Annotated in this window: 14 protein-coding genes and 2 tRNA genes; 7 read left to right on the plus strand and 9 right to left on the minus strand. The window is 45.8% G+C overall.

Features of this window, described 5'->3' with window-relative positions:
* Positions 1–175: 175 nt before the first annotated feature.
* Positions 176–1,177, minus strand: a complete 1,002-nt coding sequence (locus ADA42_RS07915; RefSeq protein WP_048764523.1) for a sulfate ABC transporter substrate-binding protein — start codon at positions 1,175–1,177, stop codon at positions 176–178.
* Between the two features lie 405 nt (positions 1,178–1,582).
* On the opposite strand from ADA42_RS07915, the gene ADA42_RS07925 reads away from it, so the two are divergent.
* The 5 genes from ADA42_RS07925 to ADA42_RS07945 all read left to right on the plus strand — a co-directional run bounded on the left by ADA42_RS07925 (position 1,583) and on the right by ADA42_RS07945 (position 4,182).
* Positions 1,583–1,879 (plus strand): hypothetical protein, encoded by a 297-nt coding sequence (locus tag ADA42_RS07925; protein WP_004934193.1) that lies wholly within the window; start codon positions 1,583–1,585, stop codon positions 1,877–1,879.
* A gap of 127 nt (positions 1,880–2,006) precedes the next feature.
* Positions 2,007–3,515 carry a glutamate--tRNA ligase gene (gene gltX, locus ADA42_RS07930; RefSeq protein WP_004934191.1) on the plus strand — a complete coding sequence of 503 codons (1,509 nt, stop codon included), beginning with the start codon at positions 2,007–2,009 and terminating at the stop codon, positions 3,513–3,515.
* 57 nt (positions 3,516–3,572) lie between these two features.
* Positions 3,573–3,648 (plus strand) — tRNA-Ala (locus tag ADA42_RS07935).
* A 25-nt stretch (positions 3,649–3,673) separates the two neighbouring features.
* Positions 3,674–3,749 (plus strand) — tRNA-Glu (locus ADA42_RS07940).
* Positions 3,750–3,843: 94 nt separating this feature from the next.
* Entirely contained in the window at positions 3,844–4,182 is a 339-nt protein-coding gene (locus ADA42_RS07945; RefSeq protein ID WP_004934189.1) for a hypothetical protein, read from the plus strand.
* A gap of 35 nt (positions 4,183–4,217) precedes the next feature.
* Here ADA42_RS07945 and ADA42_RS07950 read toward each other — a convergent pair whose 3' ends face one another.
* The 7 genes from ADA42_RS07950 to ADA42_RS07980 form a co-directional block, all read right to left on the minus strand.
* Complete coding sequence (locus tag ADA42_RS07950; protein ID WP_004934186.1) at positions 4,218–5,147, minus strand: cation diffusion facilitator family transporter; 930 nt, start codon at positions 5,145–5,147, stop codon at positions 4,218–4,220.
* A gap of 118 nt (positions 5,148–5,265) precedes the next feature.
* Positions 5,266–8,436 (minus strand): efflux RND transporter permease subunit, encoded by a 3,171-nt coding sequence (locus tag ADA42_RS07955; protein ID WP_048764527.1) that lies wholly within the window; start codon positions 8,434–8,436, stop codon positions 5,266–5,268.
* A complete protein-coding gene (locus ADA42_RS07960) occupies positions 8,426–9,679 on the minus strand; it encodes an efflux RND transporter periplasmic adaptor subunit (protein WP_048764529.1) in 1,254 nt (417 codons plus the stop codon). Before ADA42_RS07960 ends, ADA42_RS07955 begins: the two co-directional genes overlap by 11 nt.
* Positions 9,679–11,082 (minus strand): TolC family protein, encoded by a 1,404-nt coding sequence (locus ADA42_RS07965; protein WP_048764533.1) that lies wholly within the window; start codon positions 11,080–11,082, stop codon positions 9,679–9,681. Before ADA42_RS07965 ends, ADA42_RS07960 begins: the two co-directional genes overlap by 1 nt.
* A 46-nt stretch (positions 11,083–11,128) precedes the next feature.
* Positions 11,129–11,518: a cation efflux protein, CzcI-like gene (locus ADA42_RS07970; protein ID WP_205626202.1), complete on the minus strand. Its 390-nt coding sequence runs from the start codon at positions 11,516–11,518 to the stop codon at positions 11,129–11,131.
* Between the two features lie 121 nt (positions 11,519–11,639).
* Entirely contained in the window at positions 11,640–13,301 is a 1,662-nt protein-coding gene (gene ettA / locus ADA42_RS07975; RefSeq protein WP_025094646.1) for an energy-dependent translational throttle protein EttA, read from the minus strand.
* A gap of 220 nt (positions 13,302–13,521) precedes the next feature.
* Entirely contained in the window at positions 13,522–15,243 is a 1,722-nt protein-coding gene (locus ADA42_RS07980; protein ID WP_048764537.1) for a thiamine pyrophosphate-dependent enzyme, read from the minus strand.
* A gap of 253 nt (positions 15,244–15,496) precedes the next feature.
* Between ADA42_RS07980 and ADA42_RS07985 the strand changes: the two genes are divergently transcribed.
* Together ADA42_RS07985 and ADA42_RS07990 are read left to right on the plus strand one after the other, a co-directional pair.
* Positions 15,497–16,780, plus strand: coding sequence for an O-acetylhomoserine aminocarboxypropyltransferase/cysteine synthase family protein (locus tag ADA42_RS07985; RefSeq protein WP_048764539.1), 1,284 nt, complete (start codon positions 15,497–15,499; stop codon positions 16,778–16,780).
* A gap of 267 nt (positions 16,781–17,047) precedes the next feature.
* Positions 17,048–17,935, plus strand: a complete 888-nt coding sequence (locus ADA42_RS07990; RefSeq protein ID WP_004934161.1) for an SDR family NAD(P)-dependent oxidoreductase — start codon at positions 17,048–17,050, stop codon at positions 17,933–17,935.
* Positions 17,936–17,998: 63 nt separating this feature from the next.
* On the opposite strand, the gene ADA42_RS07995 is transcribed toward ADA42_RS07990, so the two are convergent.
* Positions 17,999–20,182, minus strand: coding sequence for a bifunctional SulP family inorganic anion transporter/carbonic anhydrase (locus ADA42_RS07995; protein ID WP_048764541.1), 2,184 nt, complete (start codon positions 20,180–20,182; stop codon positions 17,999–18,001).
* Positions 20,183–20,466: the final 284 nt, after the last annotated feature.

Below are 20,466 nucleotides of genomic sequence, written 5' to 3' on the forward strand. Positions count from 1 at the left end.
ATATTACTTTTTATCGATAAATTCATTTAATTTTTCTTTTTTGTTTAGCTTTAAATCAATTACTTAGCACAGTCTTGCTAAAACTGAAAGCAAGCAGATGAATTTTTGGCCTTTTACCCTCACTTCAACTGCTCAAACATTCAGCACATATAACCTCCCTTCAGATCATGCGACATTACGGCTTTTCTGCATAAATCTGATCAAAGATGGCGCCATTCACAAAATGGGTCTTCTGCGCTTTGGCCCAGCCACCAAAGACGGAATCGATGGTAAATAATTTAATCTTGGGAAATTTCGCTGCATATTTTGCTGCAACCTGTGGATTACGCGGTCTAAAGTTGTATTTGGCTGCCAGTGTTTGCCCCGCAGGTGAATACAGATAGTTCAAATACGCTTTGGCCAGATTACGGTTTCCATCCTTATCGACCGTTTTATCGACAATCGCTACCGATGGCTCAGCCAAAATCGAAATTGAAGGATAAACAATTTCAAACTTATCTTTGCCAAGGCCCTGTGTCGCCAGCAGTGCTTCATTTTCCCAAGATAATAGAACATCACCAATGCCTCGTTCGGCAAAAGTAGTCAGTGAGCCACGCGCTCCCGAGTCGAGTACTTTGACATTTTGATACAAGGCCTTAACCAAGGCACGGGCTTTGCTGTCATTACCTCCCGGTTGTTTCAGCGCATACCCCCATGCCGAAAGGTAAATCCAGCGTGGTGCTCCTCCAGTTTTTGGATTTGGCGTAATAATTTCCACGCCCGGTTTGGTCAGATCATTCCAGTCTTTAATGGCTTTAGGGTTACCTTTACGAACCAAAAATACAATGGTTGACGTATACGGCGCTGCATTGTTTGGAAATTGCTGCTGCCAGTTTTTCTTGATCAGACCGGCATTGACAATTTCGTCGATATCATTGGCCAAGGCCAAGGTCACCACATCGGCCTGTAAACCATCTATGACCGCTCGTGCCTGCTTTCCAGAGCCACCATGTGACTGTTTAAAATTAATCTCCTGCCCTGTTCGCGATTTCCAGAAGTGTGAAAAGGCTTGGTTATATTCCTGATAAAACTCACGTGTAGGATCATAAGACACATTTAAAAAGTCTTTTGCTGCATGCGTTTGTACAGCACCCCACCCCAGCAATGCCACAAAAGACAGCTTTAAAATATTTTTCATTGTTGTTCACCTTTACTATTTTTTTGATAAGAAAAACCCCTTTAAAGCATAAACAAAGTTACAAACGAGTAGTTATACGAAAAAAATCAGTCTTCATCGCTATTTCTGCTATGCATAAATTTTCGGCTAAACTCATATTTATCATCAGATTAAGTGTAGCCTGACTTAACAAATAGGAATCATTCTTATAATCTTCATTGTTTGTCCATAGTTTTTCTAAATAATAGATTTGGAGCATCGGAGTCTCTCTAGCGCGCTAAAAGCTCACCAAGTTCTTTGTCTTTTTGTAAAAAATGTGACGTAGTTCAAATTTTATATTGATAAAACATGGTGAATTTGTACAATTAGTGCTACGTAAGATGGACGCTAAAAACAATTCATCGTTGTAATTTTGGGGAAATGAACATGCAGTTTGTTAAAATTTTGGGGCTCAGCTTGAGCTTAAGTATTCTAGCGCCTATGGGATTTGCTGCATCACTCGACAATAGTGCAGTCAAAACATCTGGAATCACCACTGCTCCGTCGCCTTTAATTGAAAAGGCGCTCAATCAGCAAAAACGTAATGTCTCGGCCTTAGGCAACGACAACGACCTGATCATGCTCAATAGTCTGCGCGTGACCGCATCTCAAAACTTTTTTGCGACACAGCATCAGCGCTTTTCACGTTTTGTCCAGTCGCTCTTTCAACCACATAGCTCGTAATTTTCTAAACGTAGCCCCCACTACGTGATTCATCAAAAGCCTGATCTCTGACTAAAATTAATGGTCTAGATATCAGGCTTTTTCCGTTATACTGTCTCTCAAATTTCATCTTGTTTTTTTAGGCCCTATGAAAGTTCGTACGCGTATTGCACCCTCTCCAACCGGTTTTCCCCATGTAGGTACAGCTTACATTGCTTTGTTTAATCTGTGCTTTGCCAAACAACATGGCGGTGAATTCATTTTACGTATTGAAGATACCGATCAGCTTCGTTCGACGCCAGAATCTGAGCAAATGATTTTGGATTCTTTGCGCTGGTTAGGATTGAACTGGTCTGAAGGGCCAGATGTGGGTGGCCCACATGCGCCGTATCGTCAATCTGAACGTATGGGGATTTATAAGCAATACGCACTGGATTTGGTTGAAAAAGGTCACGCGTTTTATTGCTTTGCAACCGCAGAAGAACTCGACCAAATGCGTGCCGAACAGCAGGCGCGTGGCGAAACCCCAAAATACGATGGTCGCGGACTCAAGCTTTCTGAAGAAGAAGTACAGCGCCGTCTGGCTGCGGGTGAACCCCATGTGATCCGCATGAAAGTACCTGAAGAGGGAATTTGTAAATTTAACGATTTACTACGTGGTGAAGTCGAAATCCCTTGGGCACAGGTCGATATGCAAGTCTTGCTCAAGACAGACGGTTTACCTACCTACCATTTGGCAAACGTGGTGGATGACCACCTCATGGAAATTACACACGTTTTGCGTGGTGAAGAGTGGTTACCGTCTGCGCCGAAGCATCAGTTGTTGTATCAATATTTTGGTTGGGAAATGCCAACGCTGTGCCATATGCCGTTGCTACGTAATCCAGACAAATCCAAACTTTCCAAGCGTAAAAACCCGACATCGATCAATTATTACCGCGATATTGGGGTATTGCCAGAAGCATTGCTGAACTACTTGGGCCGCATGGGCTGGTCTATGCCAGACGAGCGTGAAGTCTTCACGCTTCAAGACATGATTGAGCATTTTGATATTCAACGTGTATCTTTAGGCGGTCCAATTTTTGATGTCGACAAATTAAACTGGCTCAATGGGCAATGGATTAAATCGCTTACGCCGGGGCAATTGCTTGACCGCCTGCTCAACTGGAAAAATGATCGTGCGACGCTTGAAGATATTGCTGCTGCGATTCAGCCACGTATCAACTTGCTGTCTGAGGCAGTGAATTGGGCTGGTTTTTACTTTAATCATATGCCTACCATTACGGCAGAGATGTTTGAAAGCAAAAAACTAAGCAGTGAACAGGTTCGCCAAAGCTTGCAATTTGCAATCTGGCGCCTAGAAAGTCAGTTTACCTGGAACAACGAAACCGTGAGTCAGATTCTGATGGACCTTGCCAATCAAATGGACATCAAGCTGCGTGATTTCATGCCTGCGTTTTTTATTGCAATTGCCGGATCGACCAGCTCTACTCCAGTGATGCAATCGATGGTGACCTTAGGCCCGGATTTAACCTTCGCGCGTTTACGTCGTGCACTTGAAATTGTAGGTGCGCCGAGCAAAAAAGAGCTAAAAGTGTGGGAAAAACTCAATGAAAGCTTGAAATTGCCGAAAAATGAAGCAGTTGATCAATCTTAATTGATTTTATAGTTGACGGATGAGCGCAATCCCCCTAATATTGCGCTCACACAGACTGGGGTCATAGCTCAGTTGGTAGAGCGCTACAATGGCATTGTAGAGGTCAGCGGTTCGATCCCGCTTGGCTCCACCAAATCTCAGATTGTGTAGCCTCACAAGTCCCTATCGTCTAGAGGCCTAGGACATCGCCCTTTCACGGCGGTAACCGGGGTTCGAATCCCCGTAGGGACGCCAAATTCAAGAAAAGCCGCTGACTTACAGCGGCTTTTTTTATTTCTGATTTTGCTGACTCTTCGCTAAAATGAGAAAAAAGCCAGATGGAGATCCCATGCAATACCGTTGCCCCAAATGTCAAAGTGTAAAAATCATGCCGGTTAGTCAAGGCACCACCAGCGCACGCCCCGTGGTTCCTAAAAGTCTGGTGATTTTGCTGCCTTCTATTTTTATTCTGCTGTTACTGGTTCTGATCAGTTTAAGTATGTGGATTTTTGGAGATGGCGCTGGTACCAACCTGCAAATTGCAACCGTGGTGGTTTTTGTGGTGGCTGCGGGCTCTGGTTTGATGTTTTGGCGAGATTTACCAGATTTTAAATTGTCGATGCAATCTTTTATGCAATCGCAAAAACACTGGAAATGCCGTGAATGTCATCACGAGTGGCAAATCTAAGTCATCTGATGTGACATATTAAAAAAAGCCATCTGTTAGTGCAGATGGTTTTTTTCTGGGTGTGCATGAGTATGTGCATGTGCCACACATTCATCTTCTTCTATCTGTAAGGTAATTTCAGCAATGCCATGTTTGTGCGACAGCATTTCATAGGCCGCATGGTACAAGGCATTACGATCCGCAGTAGGTGCAAACAAATGAACCGTTAAATGAATGTTTTTAGAGGTAATGGCCCAAACCTTAAGCTGATGAATACTTTCAACTCCCTCTAAGTTTAATAAATCCTCTCGAAGCTGTTCCACATCAATTTCTTCAGGCACTCCTTCTAGCAAAATGTTGATGCTCTGACGTAGCAAAATCCATGTACGAGGCAAGACCCAAAAGCCAATCGCGACCGCAATAATGGTATCGACCCAATACCACTGAGTGAAGTAAATCACGATTGCCCCGATGATCACGCCAACCGATCCCAAAGCATCGCTGAGCACCTCAAGATAAGCGCCTTTCATATTCAGATTTTCAGTGGCACTCGACATCAAAATTTTCATCGAGATTAAATTGATGATCAAGCCGAGACTGGCCACAATCAACATGCCCATACTCTGGATTTCGGGAGGTTGGCTAAAGCGCTGATAGGCCTCGTACAAAATATAGATCGCCACCACAAACAACATTAAGGCGTTAAATAAGGCCGCCAAGATTTCAAAGCGCTGATAACCGAAGGTTCGTTTGTCGTCTGCCGGGCGTTTGGCAATTTTGATGGCCACCAGTGCAATTGCGAGGGCAGCAGCATCGGTAAACATGTGCGCCGCATCGGACAACAACGCTAAACTTTGTGTAATAAAGCCAGCGACCACTTCGACGACTAAAAAAATACAGGTCAATACCAATGCAAAGGTTAACTTTTTAGCATTGTCTTGTGTCACAACAGCATGACTATGATCATGCCCGTGATGTGTCCCCATACTGAACTCCTTATTTTTGAATCGATGTGTTGTAAATAGACGCCTCTATGTACGTTTTAAAATAGTTAATCGAGTCTTCATGACATCATGATGTAACATGAAGACCCGTTACAGTGGTTTAATGATCGGTAGCAATTGCGTGTTTTTGTTCGCGTCGCTCATTCATCCAGCGATATACCACGGGTAAGATCAGCAAGGTGAGTAGCGTCGAGGATAAAATCCCGCCAATGACCACAGTTGCCAAAGGCCGCTGTACTTCGGCTCCTGTACCTGTGGCCAGTGCCATAGGAATAAAACCAAACGATGCCACACATGCTGTCATCAACACTGGGCGCAAGCGGAGAATCGCCCCGCGCCATGTGGCGCTATGTACATCCAGAGTCGAGCGCAACTCCTTAATAAAGGTCAGCATCACCAGCCCATTGAGCACGGCCACTCCCGAGAGTGCAATAAATCCAACACCTGCCGACATCGACAAGGGAATATCACGAAGCCAAAGCGCCACAATACCGCCCGACAACGCAAATGGTACGCCACTAAAAACCAGCAAGCTTTCGCGCAGGTCGTGAAATACCGCCATGAGCAGAATAAAAATCATCAGCAAAGCCAGCGGAATCACGATTTGCATGCGTGCGGCGGCTGAAGCCAGATTTTCAAATTGCCCGCCATAACCTAGCCAGTAACCACTCGGCAATTTTTGCTGGGCCAAGCTTTGCTGCATCTCTGCCACAAAAGAGCCGAGATCTCGATCACGTACGTTGGCGGTCACAATGACACGGCGTTTGCCATTTTCACGGCTCACCTGTGAAAAGCCCAAAATCGTTTCCACTTTAGCCACATCTTGTAATTGAATCAGGCCACCATTGGGCAATTGTAACGGCAGCATCGCCAGTTGCTGCGGGGTACGCAATTGATCATCTAGTCGAATCACAAAGTCGAAGCGTCGATCTCCTTGTAAAATTTGCCCCACACTCGCACCCCCGATACTGGTTGCCACCAGATCCTGAATGGCTTTGATCGAGAGTCCATATTGCGCGGCCAAGGCATGATCAATCTTTACATTGAGCAACGGCAAGCCATCGGTTTGCTCGACTTTGACCTCACTGGCGCCTGAAATGGTTTTAAGCTGCTGAGCGATTTTTTCTGCTTCACGATTCAGAACTTCTAGATCATCGCCAAACACCTTGACTCCGATATCACTACGTACGCCCGAGATCAGTTCGTTAAAACGTAATTCGATGGGCTGGGAAAACTCGCTGTTATTGCCCGGTAGCTGTGCCACGGCATCCAACATACGAGCACGCAGTTCATCTATGGTTTCGGTTGAGTCTGGCCATTCTTTACGTGGTTTAAGCAAAATAACGGCATCTGAAATATTTGGCGGCATCACATCGGTGGCAACCTCTGCCGTGCCTGTTCGTGCAAAAATCGCTTTGATTTCTGGAAATTGCTTTAAAAGCTGTTGTTCAACCTGCGCCTGAATTTTTAGTGATTCCTCAATTCCTGTGCTGGGTGCGCGCATCAGTTGCAAGGCAAAATCCCCTTCACTGAGCTGTGGGGCAAATTCACTCCCCACTCGGGTCGATATCGCGGCTGTAATGAGTAAGATACCCACCACACCGGTAAGCACCACACGGCGCCATGCATACGCCCAATCTAGCAACGCTGCATAAGCTCTTTTCAGTGCCAGCATCCAACGGCTTTCGGTTTCCTTCACTTCTCCAGTCACCCAAAGGGCAACAGCCGCGGGTACAAAGGTAATCGATAAAATCATGGCGCCTAAAAGTGCCAAGACCACCGCAATCGCCATGGGATGAAACATTTTTGCCTCAACACCAGACAATGCAAAAATGGGCAAGTACACCACTATAATAATGAATTGACCAAAAAGCAGCGGCCGACGAGCCTGTTTTGCTGCCAAAAAGACTTCTTTAAAACGCTCCTGACGGGTGAGTAGACGGCCTTGAAGCTGCTGTGCTTCGGCCAGTCGACGGATACAGTTTTCCACAATGACCACTGCACCATCGACAATGATGCCAAAATCGAGTGCCCCCAGACTCATCAGGTTGGCACTGATGTGCTGCTGTGCCATACCCGTTAGCGTAAATAGCATCGACAGCGGGATCACACACGCGGTAATCAATGCCGCCCGAAAATTACCCAGAAAAATAAACAGCACCACAATCACCAAAATGGCGCCTTCAATCAGGTTTTTGGCCACGGTCTGAATGGCCCGATCCACCAAGGTACTGCGGTTATAGACGGTTTCCAGTACAACACCCGCGGGTAGAGAGGTCTGGATTTGTGCCACTTTGGCATCGAGTGCCTGCGCCACGGTTTTGCTGTTTTCGCCCATCATCATCATGGCGATGCCGAGCACGGTTTCTTCGCCATTGTAGGTGGCGCCACCCGTACGCAGATCATGTCCGATCGAGACCTTTGCAACATCCGAGACACGTATTGGCAAGCCACTTTTGGTCTCTAGCGTAACATTTTCGATGTCTTGAATACTGCTTAACATGCCCGGCACACGGACGGTGAGTTGCTGACCATTGTCCTCGATAAATCCTGCACCACGGTTCTCGTTATTGTCGGTCATGGCTTGTTGCAGTGTCGTAAGGGAAAGATTAAGCTGCTGCAACCGATTTAAATCTGGCGATACAATATAGGTTTTATTGTATCCACCAATGCTATTAATTTCGGCGACTCCCGGCACACGCTGCAATTGCGGACGTACAATCCAGTCTTGAATTTCCCTAAGATCCATTGCTGTGTAGGATGAGCCATCGGGCTTTTTGGCCTGAGGTTCAGCCTTGATCACCCACTGGTAAATTTCCCCCAACCCTGTCGAAATTGGCGACATTTGTGGATCGACACTCGCTGGAAGTGCACTTTTTGCTTCCTGTAAACGCTGATTAATCAGCTGACGTGCCCAATAAATATCGGTTCCATCTTTAAAAATAATCGTGACTTGCGACAAACCATAGCGGGAAATCGAACGGGTTTGCTCCATGCTGGGCAATCCGGCCATGGCATTTTCAATGGGATAGGTAATCCGCTGCTCCACTTCGGTTGCAGTAAAACCATTGGCTTGTGAATTGATTTGAACTTGTACATTGGTGATATCGGGAACAGCGTCAATCGCCAGATTTTTGTAGCTGTAAATGCCGATACCGATCCATGCGACCATAAACAGCAACACCCAGATGGCATTCTGGATGGCGAACTGGATCAAACGATCGAAAAGCCCTTGTGCAGGCGGCAAGCTATCTGTGTGCTTAGTGTCCATGCTCAGCCTCGCCTTTTTCCAGTTCAGATTTCAAAACGAAGCTCCCCTCACGCACATACTGCTGCTGTTGGGTCAGCCCAGAAACAATTTCAACCCATGCACCATCGCTCGAGTAGCGACCAGTTTGTACAGGCTTTGGCTCAAAGCGCAGCCCTTTTTTGTCTTGAGAGACCACAAACACCACCGACTGGCCTTCTCGTTGCTGAACCGCACGCTTGTCTACACGTAAAACAGGTGCAGCATGAGGTGTTTCGAGCAGCACATTAACCATCAAATTCGGACGCAGTTCTTTGGCCGCAGTCAGCACCTTGCCACGTACTTGCAGACGGCCAGTGTCTTGATCGGCCTGTGCGGTTAAGCTCTGAATTTGTGCCTCAAACTCATGTTGGGTTTGCAAGGAAACAAATTTTATTTTTTGACCCGGTTGCATGGCGACTGTGCTGCTATTGGGCAAAATAAACTCCAGCCATAATTGATCGAGCTGATCAATGACAAACAAAGGTTTACCTGTCGCGACTTGCTCGCCCACCACAATGTCTTTGCTGCTGATGGTGCCACTCAGCGGCGCACGCACAGCGTATCGGCCCTGACTTCCTGCGCTGGCCCCGTAGGCCGAAAGCCGCTGTGTCGCCGCCTGAACTTGAATTTGTGCCTGACGATAGGCATTGTATGCACGCTGATAGTCCTGACGTGCAGACACCCCTTGATTCATCAGTTGCTTCTCACGTTGATAGTCTTGCGCTGCAAGATTGAGTGCTTCACGTGCCAGACTTAAATTGGCCTGTTGATCAATCAACTCGGGAACAAACAGTGTCGCCAAGACTTGCCCTTTTTTAACCGACTGTCCAAGACTGACATTCACTTGCTCGACTTGCGCCATAAAAGATGCTCCCACATGCGCCTGTGCATCGGTATTGACCACCAGTTTCGCCGGATGCCGGGTCTGTTGCTGAATTTCGCCCAAACGCACACGATCGGTTACAATGCCAAATTGCTGAAGCTGCTGGGCTGTAAAGATCAGTTCTGGCTGCTCTTCTTGATGCGCCTCTGTGGCTTTTTCTTGATGTGCTTCATGACCGGATTCTTCAGTCTTAGCCTCTTGCGCCTCTGCATGTGCATGCTCAGCTCCACCCCCATTCATAGCACTCGATTTTTTGCCGGAAAATAGCAACATGCCTGCCACGACCAGACTGATGATCAATACCAGCACCACCCAAAACCACTGCGATTTTTTTGTTAACATTAGTTTGCTCCATTACCAGTATTGAGGCTTTGCGTGTCTTGCCAGAGGGTGTACTGGAGTTGTTCCAAGGCATCGGCCGACATAATCGTATCGGGTGAAATTCCGAGTGTGCGTGCTTCAAGTTGCAGCGTGCTTTGCCACGCCTGTTTCAAAAGTTGATTTTTTTTAAGCTGCTGCTCATGCAATTGCAAAGCAGCTTGCTGTACATCGGTTATGCTGAATTTTCCCGCCTGAAAACCAAGTAGCATTTTGTCGAGTACCTCGACTGAGAGCGGGATCTGCTGTTTTTGCATCAACTGATATTGCGTATTTAACCCTGTTAACTCGGTTTGAAGTCGCTTGAGCTGATTGAGGTTTTGCTGCGCATAAAAACGCTGCTGCTGATCTAACAGTTGCTGCTTGGCGGCATAGCCCTGCAAGGCATACTGCTGCCGGTCAATCAGATTCAGTGGAATTTCAACAGCGGCACGAATTTGATTATCACGTCCGCTCATGCCTGCCTGCTTGCTCTGTACCACTCCAAGCGTGACGGTCGGATTGGGCCGACGCTGTGCTTTTAAATAATCTATTTCTAAACGCTGCTGCTCGGCCTGCAACTGCATGGCTCGTGTATATAGGTTAGGTTTCGCATCGAAAGAAGTACTTGTAGCGGGCCAGATCGCTGCGGTGTCATCTGCCACCTGATAGTTCGTGATTGACTCTCCCCAAAGTGCCGCCATTTTCTGTTTGGCCAGATTTAAGCCAAGTTCACTTTCTTGAAAGGCACGCTGATTTTCAACATGATTCATCAGACTCCGATCAAAATCGACCTGTGCGATACTGCCCGCTTTATAGCGTAAACGCGCAGCATCCAGAATTTTTTGGCTACTGCTGAGTTGCTTGAGCAAAATGGCATGCTGCTGATCAGCCACCACCACCTCGGCATAGGCAGCTTTAACAATCAGTTTCAGCTGCGCATCGAATAACATTTGTCGATGATTGACCTGTTGCACCTGTATCTGTGCCAATCGGGTTGCGGCGCGGCGTTCACCAAATAGATCCAGTTTTTGGCTCATCCCAAACTCAAGCTCTTGATCATCGCCAGATTGAAAACCGGTCTGTTGCACAGTCACATTTGGATTAGACCAGAGCTGGCTTTGCCGAACGGCAGCATGGGCTATTTTTTGCTGGGCCTCCCAGACCGGAACATGCGTCTGATAGCGTTGAACTTTTGCTAAAATCTCGACGTAATGAAGAGCAGACGAGGCTGCTTGAACAGCTTTAGAATGAGCTGGCGATGTGTATTGTGCTGCATATAATGGGGGTGAAACCCATAATGCGCCAAGCAATATCCCGCCAAGCATCAATGAAACACCATGCGTATCCACGCGCAATACGCGCGGTGAAGAAAGAAAAATAGACATAAAATAACCCTATGAAATAGTTAATATTTCTGGTGGGTTGTTTTGGCTACCCCACCAATAGCGGGGTTAAAATAGGCGGCGGGTTCGGGTGAAATAAATGCGGCGACTGATACGCGTTTGCCCAGCTATAATGCTGCTGAATCAGCTGACCCAAACGTAATGGCTCTGTGGCAGATTGCTGCTCAGCAATAGACAATACGTGTAAGCAGGTGGGTAAATGATCGTGATGATCCTGAAACACCGCAGGATTAGAAGATGCAGATACACTTGGGGAATGTGCAGCGTGTGACTCAGTCACTGGCGCATGATGACCAAAATGATACGCCACCGTTGCAGTGGTCGATTCGTGTGCACAAAACGCGGCCGCCACATTCCAAAAAGTTTGGAACATGAACAAACTCATCAAGACGGTTATCCAAACAGTCGAGCGCTTCATACAAAGCCATCATTTAAAATCGTGCCAAGTATAGCAACGCTGTGGCATGTAATAAAATTACTTTTACCCACACATGCTGATATAAAAAAACCAGCCCGTAGGCTGGTTTTTCATGCAGGAATTAACCTGTAATTTTTTTGTATTTGCTGCGCTTTTGCACTGCATCGTCACCTAAGCGAGACTGACGGTACGCTTCGTATTCTGCATAGTTACCTGTGTAGAATTCTGGTTGTTCATTCTCAAATGACAAGATGTGCGTTGCAATACGGTCGAGGAACCAACGGTCATGCGAGACCACCATTACAGTACCCGGGAACACCAGAATGGCATCTTCAAGCGCACGTAAGGTTTCAATATCCAAGTCGTTTGATGGTTCATCCAGCAAAATAACGTTGGCACCCATTTGCAAGATTTTCGCCAGTTGTAAACGGTTACGCTCACCACCAGATAATTCACCTACACGTTTTTGCTGATCTTGGCCTTTAAAGTTAAAGCGACCAATATAAGCACGCGATGCGATTTCGTAATCACCAATTTTTAAGATATCCAAACCGCCAGAAACTTCTTCCCATACGGTTTTGTTGTTATCTAAGGTGTCACGAATCTGACCTACATACGCCACTTTCACTGATTCGCCCAGTGTGACCGTACCGGTATCAGGCTGCTGCTCGCCAGTCATCATACGGAATAAGGTGGTTTTACCTGCACCGTTTGGACCCACGATACCAACAATTGCCGTTGGCGGAACGGTAAAGGTCAGGTTTTCATAAAGCAAACGGCCATCAAATGATTTGCTGATGCCTTCAACCTCAACCACTTTGTTACCCAAACGCGGGCCAGGTGGAATATAGATTTCAGAGGTTTCATTTCGTTGTTGGAATTCTTTCGAGTTCAGCTCTTCAAAACGCTCCATACGCGCTTTGTTTTTCTTTTGCTGACCTTTAGCATTCGAACGAACCCATTCAAGCTCTTTCTTCAAGGCTTTGGCAAATGATTCTTCTTGCTTTTGTTCCTGCTCTAAACGCGCATTCTTTTGTTCTAACCAAGAGGTATAGTTACCTTGGTACGGAATACCATGCCCGCGGTCAAGCTCCAAAATCCACTCGGCGACGTTATCTAGGAAATAACGGTCGTGCGTAATCGCCACGATGGTGCCCGGGAAATCTTTCAAGAAACGCTCTAACCAAGACACCGATTCGGCATCCAAATGGTTCGTTGGTTCGTCAAGAAGCAACATGTCTGGCTTCGACAACAGTAAACGGCACAGTGCAACACGGCGGCGCTCACCACCAGAAAGCAAAGAGACATCGGCATCCCATGCTGGAAGATTCAAGGCATTTGCCGCAATTTCCAACTGGTTGTCGAGGTTATGTGCATCCCACGTTTGAATAATTGCTTCAAGCTTTTCTTGCTCTTTGGCTAATTTGTCAAAGTCGGCATCTGGATCTGCATATTCAGCAAAAACCTGATCAAGGCGCTCAAGCGCATCGAGGGCTTCACGCACGCCATCTTCAACGTTGCCACGCACGTCTTTATTTGGATCTAGCGGTGGTTCCTGCTCGAGGTAACCAATTTTGATGCCCGGCTGTGCACGTGCTTCACCTGAGAAATCTTTGTCTACGCCCGCCATAATACGAAGCAAGGTCGATTTACCTGCCCCGTTTAAGCCGAGCACACCGATTTTGGCACCCGGAAAAAATGATAAAGAGATATCCTTGAGGATTTCGCGCTTTGGCGGAACCATCTTGGACACTCGGTTCATCGTGTAAATATATTGGGCCACTTAGGACTCCTCAATTGAAAAACCAACAGATCGCAATGAGCGAAAAATAGCAGCTATTATATGCTGAACGCGGCAAAAAAATAAGGCGTGATTGAGTTTAATCGGTTTTTATGACTGATAAATGTCGTCAAAATTGTTTCCTGATATAAAAAATGCATGACGCTAGATCATGCATTTTTTGCTGATATCCCGACTCAAAGATACATACTTTTAAATAAATTTATTTAATAAAATTATTCACCAACAAATTTTTAACGTCATCTACTCGGCCCGACATCAAGGCCTTGATTGCATAAAGTGAAGTAGACGACACCTGATTCAGATTCGGATCTGGCGGCATTACCAGTTCCATCGGATTAGTATGCACATCGAGTAATGCTGGGCCATCATGCTTTAAAAATTGTTCGACTGCTTGCTCCAAGCCAGCACCGTGCGTTACAGTCTGCCCATGCAGCCCAATCACACTGGCCAGCTTGCCAAAATCAGGATTAACCAAGTCCGTATAGTGGTCAAGCATTCCTTCCACTTTTTGTTCAAGCTCCACAAAATTCAGTGAACTGTTGTTAAACACCACAATCTTGATCGGTAGTTTTTCCTGAATAGTGGTGAGTAAATCACCGAGCAACATGGCCAAGCCCCCATCTCCACAAAGTGCAATAATCTGACGCTCCGGAAAGGCTTTTTGTGCGCCAAGTGCCTGTGGCATAGCATTGGCCATCGTGCCGTGCAATAAACTGGTAAAGGTTCGGCGTTTACCGTTTACATCAATATGTCTGAGTACCCAGACCATCGGTGAGCCACCATCGCCAAAGAAAATTGCATCCTGATCGGCGTAACGGTTCAGCAAAGACACCAAATACTGCGGATGAATCAGTCCGTCTTTTCCAACGCGTTCCTCTTTATGGCGTGTTTCATCACTCTGATGTTTCAGTTCAAGACAATGATCCAAAAATGCGCGTTCTTGACGTGTTTCAAGTAGTGGCAATAAGGCATTGAGCGTCGAGGAAATTTTACCTACCGCACCGAGTGTAATGGGATGGCGTCGCCCTAAATGTGTCGGATCAATATCGATCTGCAAGATTTTGGCATGACTTGGATAATACTGTGCCCATGCAAAATCGGCCCCCAGCAAAATCAGTAAATCGCAATCCATGAGGGTGTGATAGCCCGCTTTATTGCCAAAAATACCCGTCATGCCCATGTTGTACGGATTGTCATATTCAACAAAATCCTTGGCACGTGAAGTATGGGCAACAGGTGCTTTTAACTTCTCTGCAAAAGCCACGAGCTGATCATGTGCATCTTCACATCCTGCACCAGCATAAATACCAATTTTTTGATGCTGTGAAATCAGCTCAACGATCTGCTTAAGCTCGGATTGACTTGGCAATATGTCTGGATGTGTTTGGCGTGGCACGAAAGGCAAGCCTGCTTCAGCCGATGCTTCACTGATGTTGGCTGGCACAATGACCACGGCGACACCACGCTTGGTCAGGGCAGCCTGACATGCCATACTCATGATATGTCTGGCCTGAGAAGGCTGCGTGATTTCTTCACAAAAAACCGAATTTTTCGCATAAACCGATTTAAAATCGACATATTGCGGGAAGTCGATAAATCCTGCCATTTCGGTTGAAATCTGACTGGCAATCAAAATAACAGGCGCACGGTTTCGGTGTGATTCATACAAGCCATTAATAAAGTGCAGACTGCCCGGCCCGCAAGAACCAGCACATGCCGTTAAGTGACCACTGAGTAATGCATCTGTACCTGCTGCAAAGCCACCTACTTCTTCATGGCGCACATGAATCCATTCAATTTTACTCTTCGACATAGAGTCAGTGACATGGTTTAAGGTATCTCCCACGATACCGTAGCAACGTTGAACACCTGCTTGCTCCAGCACCTCAATGATAATATCAGATACTTTTTGAGTACTCATTATTTCACTTCTCCAGCTTTTTTATCATGAATTGAATAACTTGTATTTTTATAGTGTTCTTGCCACGCTCAGACTGCCAGTAAGTTTTTGTGGCGTTCTCTCAACATCGTGTAAAGTCATAAAGATGCTGAGCAAAAATCCAGCTTAAAATTATTATGCTTAAACCTGCTGAACTTTCCATAAAAACGTCTAAATCATGCATAAAGAATATGCTAAAAAAATGGATCATTCTTTGATCACTTCAATAAAAACAATGACACATCGCTACCAAGACGAAACACTGGCTATTCATGCAGGTTACCAGCCCGACCCCACCACCAAAGCCGTGGCCGTTCCGATTTATCAAACCACGTCTTATGCCTTCGACAATACCCAGCACGGTGCAGACCTCTTCGATTTAAAAGTACAAGGCAATATTTACACGCGAATTATGAACCCTACTACAGCCGTGCTGGAGCAACGCCTTACCGCACTCGAAGGGGGAATTGGTGCCTTGGCACTGGCATCAGGTATGGCCGCCATTAGCTATGCCATTCAAACCATCACCGAAGCCGGCGACAATATTGCGTCTGTGTCTACACTGTATGGTGGCACCTATAATTTATTTGCGCATACCCTTCCCAAGCAGGGTATTGAGGTACGCTTTTTTGATTACCAACAACCAGAGCAGTTGCGCAGTTTAATTGACGAGAAAACCAAACTGGTTTTTGTAGAATCGATAGGCAATCCTTTGGGTAATATTATCGACTTAGAAACAATTGCCCAGATTGCCCACGAATATGGCGTGCCCGTGGTGGTCGACAATACCGTGGCCACTCCCGTGCTGCAAAAATCGTTTGAATTTGGTGCCGATATTATCGTGCATTCATTGACCAAATATATTGGCGGTCACGGCAATAGCATTGGTGGCGTGATTATCGACAGCGGCAAATTTCCTTGGGCGAAATATCCTGAGCGCTTTAAAGTGTTAAATTCGCCAGATCCGAGCTATCACGGCGTCAATTATGTTGAGGCTTTGGGAGAAGCCGCATATATTGCCCGTGCGCGCGTGGTGCCACTTCGTAATACAGGCGCAGCGATTAGCCCTTTGAGTGTTTTTCTGATTTTACAGGGCCTTGAAACACTCTCTTTACGCATGCAAAAACATACCGAAAATGCGCTTCAAGTTGCGAAATATTTAACACAGCATCCGAAAGTCAAATGGGTGAATTACGCGGGTTTAGAGCAACATCCGCAGCATGCACTGGCTCAGAAATATGTGAAGGGTACGCCCTCTGGCATATTATCCTTTGGTGTTGAGCATGGTCGTGAAGGCGGAACGCGTTTTATCGATGCACTGCAACTCTTTACCCGCCTCGTCAATATCGGAGATGCAAAAAGTCTGGCGTGTCATCCTGCTACCACCACACACCGTCAGTTAAATTCAGATGAGCTCAAGGCTGCAGGTGTTTCAGAAGATATGGTTCGACTCTCGATTGGAATTGAGCATATTGACGATTTACTTGCCGATCTGGAACAGGCATTGGCTCAGGTGTAAATGATCTTTTATAAAAAGCGCCTCTCGATAGGGGCTTTTTTTGTTGTACTGCTTCAATATTTTGTGCTAAAAGTAAACTTATCCGCTAAATTCAATTAGAGCAATTACTCTAAAAACTTTTGTAATTTCATGGACTTATGACTAGATTTTTTCTTTAAATCAATTTAGATTAATTTCATCGACGAGTCTCATTTCACCCTATTGAAGAACCTAATCGACTAAAATAACTATAGCCATTGCTTTGTGACATAAATCAGGGAAAAACGCGTGAATAAAAAACTTGAAGCTCTTTTTCAACAGAACGTAAAAGGTAAAGTTGCCTTAATTACAGGTGCCTCTAGCGGTATTGGTCTGACGATTGCCAAACGGATTGCTGCTGCGGGAGCGCATGTTTTACTGGTGGCCAGAACTCAAGAAACGCTTGAAGAAGTAAAAGCTGAAATTGAGCAAAAAGGTGGGCATGCCTCTATTTTTCCGTGTGACCTGACCGACATGAATGCCATTGATGAACTTTCTAAACAGGTTATGGCACATGTCGATCACGTCGATTACCTGATTAACAATGCGGGGCGTTCAATCCGCCGTGCCGTTCATGAATCGTATGACCGTTTTCACGATTTTGAACGAACCATGCAGCTCAACTACTTTGGTGCAGTGCGCTTGGTCTTGAATCTCTTGCCTCATATGATCAAACGTAAAAATGGTCAGATCATTAATATCAGTTCGATTGGTGTTTTGGCCAATGCCACACGTTTTTCTGCCTATGTGGCGTCTAAAGCTGCCCTAGATGCATTTAGTCGTTGCCTGTCTGCCGAAGTCCTCAAGCATAAAATTTCAATCACCTCTATTTACATGCCTTTGGTTCGTACGCCAATGATCGCGCCGACCAAAATTTATAAGTACGTTCCGACACTTTCACCAGACGAAGCGGCCGATCTAATTGTCTACGCGATTGTGAAACGACCAAAACGTATTGCGACCCATCTTGGACGTTTGGCCTCAATTACCTATGCCATTGCACCGGATATCAATAATATTCTGATGTCGATTGGCTTTAATCTGTTCCCAAGCTCGACAGCCGCCATTGGTGAACAGGAAAAATTGAATTTGCTCCAGCGTGCCTACGCCCGTTTATTCCCGGGTGAACACTGGTAAGTTTGTATAAAAAAAGCCTCTCTATATGAGAGGCTTTTTTATACTTGAAATATCAAGTCGGGATTAGAGAAAGTTGACTTTGCCTGTTTTCACATCATAAATGGCGCCTACAATATCAATCTGTTGATGCTCAAGCATCTCTCGAAGTACGGCACTGTGCTTGATAATGTACTGAATATTATAATGCACGTTCATGGCAGTCACCTGATCAATAAACGCGGGCGTGAGACTACGAGGCTGCATGATGTCATAGACATTATCCACCGAGTGCATCAGTGGCCCAAGTACATATTGAATATGCGGCATTTCCTTAATATCTGCCACACTTTGTTTCTGCAAGCTCAGCTGGCAGGCACTGGTCACGGCCCCACAGTCGGTATGACCCAACACCACAATCACTTTTGCGCCTTTGGCCTGACAGGCAAATTCAAGTGAGCCGAGCACCTTCTGACCGGCCACATTGCCTGCAATGCGTAAACTGAACAAATCACCGATGCCGACATCAAACAGCATTTCTGTCGGTGCACGCGAATCCATACACCCCAGCACTGCTGCAATCGGATGCTGGCCTTCATCTGCCGTAACGCGAATCTGGCGATAGATATCACGCTGCAAACGTTCATTTCTCACAAAGCGCTGATTGCCCTCTTTGAGTAATTTCAGCACATCCGATGGCTTAAGTTTGTACTGCAAATCACGTGTGCTGATATCGATATCCAGTACAGCATCATCGAGTTCTTGATAATGTTGTTTAAAACCGATCAGCTTTAAATCAATCTGGCGTTTTATTGCTGTTTCGTTTTGGTATTCCTGAATCACTTGATAAATATCAGGATCGATACTGTCTGACTGTGTGGCATCAATCACCAGTTTTTCATGCTTATGTACCCGTTCAAGCGCAGAAATAAGCGATGCCCGATTTAAAAAAGTCACCTGAGAAGGCAGTTCGATTCGGGTAATCACACCGTGCAAATGCTTTTCACGATATACACGCACGCCTTTATGCAGATTCCCATACAAGATAAACACAATACTGCTGGCCAAACCAATTAAAATCCCGACAAGCAAATCGGTCAGTAAAATCGCCACCAAGGTAATCATAAATGGAATAAACTGCGTCCAGCCTTGCTGATAAAGCCTTTTAAACAGACTTGGATGGGTGAGTTTAAAGCCCGTTAAAATCAAGATTGCGGCCAGCGCAGACAATGGAATCATGTTCATGAGGGGCACAAAAAATAGCACCGCGAGTAACAATAATATTCCATGAATAATGGTGGAGCATTTACTGCGTGCGCCAGTATTGGCGTTAACTGAGCTACGCACAATCACCGAGGTAATTGGCATTCCACCAATCAAACCCGAAATAATATTGCCTGTGCCCTGCGCCCAAAGCTCACGGTTCGGTGGTGAGGCACGCTTGTGAGGATCAAGTTTGTCGGCGGCTTCCAAATTTAACAAGGTTTCAAGCGAGGCCACCACTGCCAACGTAATCGCACCAGTATAAATCAGTGGGTTGGCGAGCGCGCTCCAGTCGGGAAAAATAAAAGCACTTTCTGTCGCATTGAGCAGATTAGGCAACTGAATCAGATTTTCAGTCTGAATGGCCCATGGTGACTGTAAGTAGGTCAAGACGTAGTTCAGCACTGCTGCAACCAAGACTGCAATCAAAGCCGAAGGTAAGACCAGTTTTTTTAAAGGGGTTTTATCCCAGACTAAAATGACCACAACACTAAGCAACCCAATGGCCATGGCACCGGCATCTAGCTGAATATTGGGATTAATACCCTGATCGCTCCAGAGTTCGCGCCAAGAGAAATTTCCAAGCCCAAGCAGATACGGAATCTGCGTTGCAATCAAAATCACACCGATCGCGGCCAAAAGCCCTAAAATCACATTGTTGGGAATGTAATTTGCAAAGAAACCCAGCTTAAACAGACCGAACAAAATCTGTAAGCCACCCGCAAAGATAATACACAATAAAAAGGCGGCATAATTGCCGCCTAACTGTTCTAACTGTACCAAAATCACTGCCGTCAGGCCCGCGGCAGGTCCGGCCACACTAATGTGCGAACCGCTTAAGAAACCCACCACAATGCCACCAACAATGCCTGCCAGAATTCCGGATAAAATCGGGGCACCAGAGGCCAGTGCAATGCCCAGACACAAGGGCAATGCCACCAGAAAGACCACCAGTCCCGAAAGCGCATCTTTAATATGTAACCTGTTTTTGACTTCAAATAGCGTCATAAAAATAACCATTTTTTAAAATAATTTAAGCGCAACTTCGAGTTTCTCTAGATGAAACATCGACTCATTTTCCTCATGAGCGCCTTGATATTGTCTGACAATCTTAGTGACTTAAAGTTGAGTTCTGCTGTTGGGTTGTTATTGTTAAGGCATATTTCGCTACTTTTTTGTTGATCTTCAGATTCACCTCATGTTGCGCTCTGGTTTTATTATTGAAATGACAATACCTAAAGCAAAAACAATAGGCGTAAAAAAACCTCCCCATCAGGAGGTTTTTTTATTTC

The organism is Acinetobacter sp. 243_ASPC (genome assembly GCF_001054715.1).
Lineage (GTDB): Bacteria > Pseudomonadota > Gammaproteobacteria > Pseudomonadales > Moraxellaceae > Acinetobacter > Acinetobacter soli.

What these genes read in the sequence shown, in the direction of transcription:
- ADA42_RS07915 (WP_048764523.1), bottom strand. Translation starts at nt 1,177, where the DNA reads ATGAAAAATATTTTAAAGCTGTCTTTTGTGGCATTGCTGGGGTGGGGT.
- ADA42_RS07925 (WP_004934193.1), top strand. Translation starts at nt 1,583, where the DNA reads ATGCAGTTTGTTAAAATTTTGGGGCTCAGCTTGAGCTTAAGTATTCTA.
- gltX (WP_004934191.1), top strand. Translation starts at nt 2,007, where the DNA reads ATGAAAGTTCGTACGCGTATTGCACCCTCTCCAACCGGTTTTCCCCAT.
- ADA42_RS07945 (WP_004934189.1), top strand. Translation starts at nt 3,844, where the DNA reads ATGCAATACCGTTGCCCCAAATGTCAAAGTGTAAAAATCATGCCGGTT.
- ADA42_RS07950 (WP_004934186.1), bottom strand. Translation starts at nt 5,147, where the DNA reads ATGGGGACACATCACGGGCATGATCATAGTCATGCTGTTGTGACACAA.
- ADA42_RS07955 (WP_048764527.1), bottom strand. Translation starts at nt 8,436, where the DNA reads ATGGACACTAAGCACACAGATAGCTTGCCGCCTGCACAAGGGCTTTTC.
- ADA42_RS07960 (WP_048764529.1), bottom strand. Translation starts at nt 9,679, where the DNA reads ATGTTAACAAAAAAATCGCAGTGGTTTTGGGTGGTGCTGGTATTGATC.
- ADA42_RS07965 (WP_048764533.1), bottom strand. Translation starts at nt 11,082, where the DNA reads ATGTCTATTTTTCTTTCTTCACCGCGCGTATTGCGCGTGGATACGCAT.
- ADA42_RS07970 (WP_205626202.1), bottom strand. Translation starts at nt 11,518, where the DNA reads ATGAAGCGCTCGACTGTTTGGATAACCGTCTTGATGAGTTTGTTCATG.
- ADA42_RS07980 (WP_048764537.1), bottom strand. Translation starts at nt 15,243, where the DNA reads ATGAGTACTCAAAAAGTATCTGATATTATCATTGAGGTGCTGGAGCAA.
- ADA42_RS07985 (WP_048764539.1), top strand. Translation starts at nt 15,497, where the DNA reads ATGACACATCGCTACCAAGACGAAACACTGGCTATTCATGCAGGTTAC.
- ADA42_RS07995 (WP_048764541.1), bottom strand. Translation starts at nt 20,182, where the DNA reads ATGACGCTATTTGAAGTCAAAAACAGGTTACATATTAAAGATGCGCTT.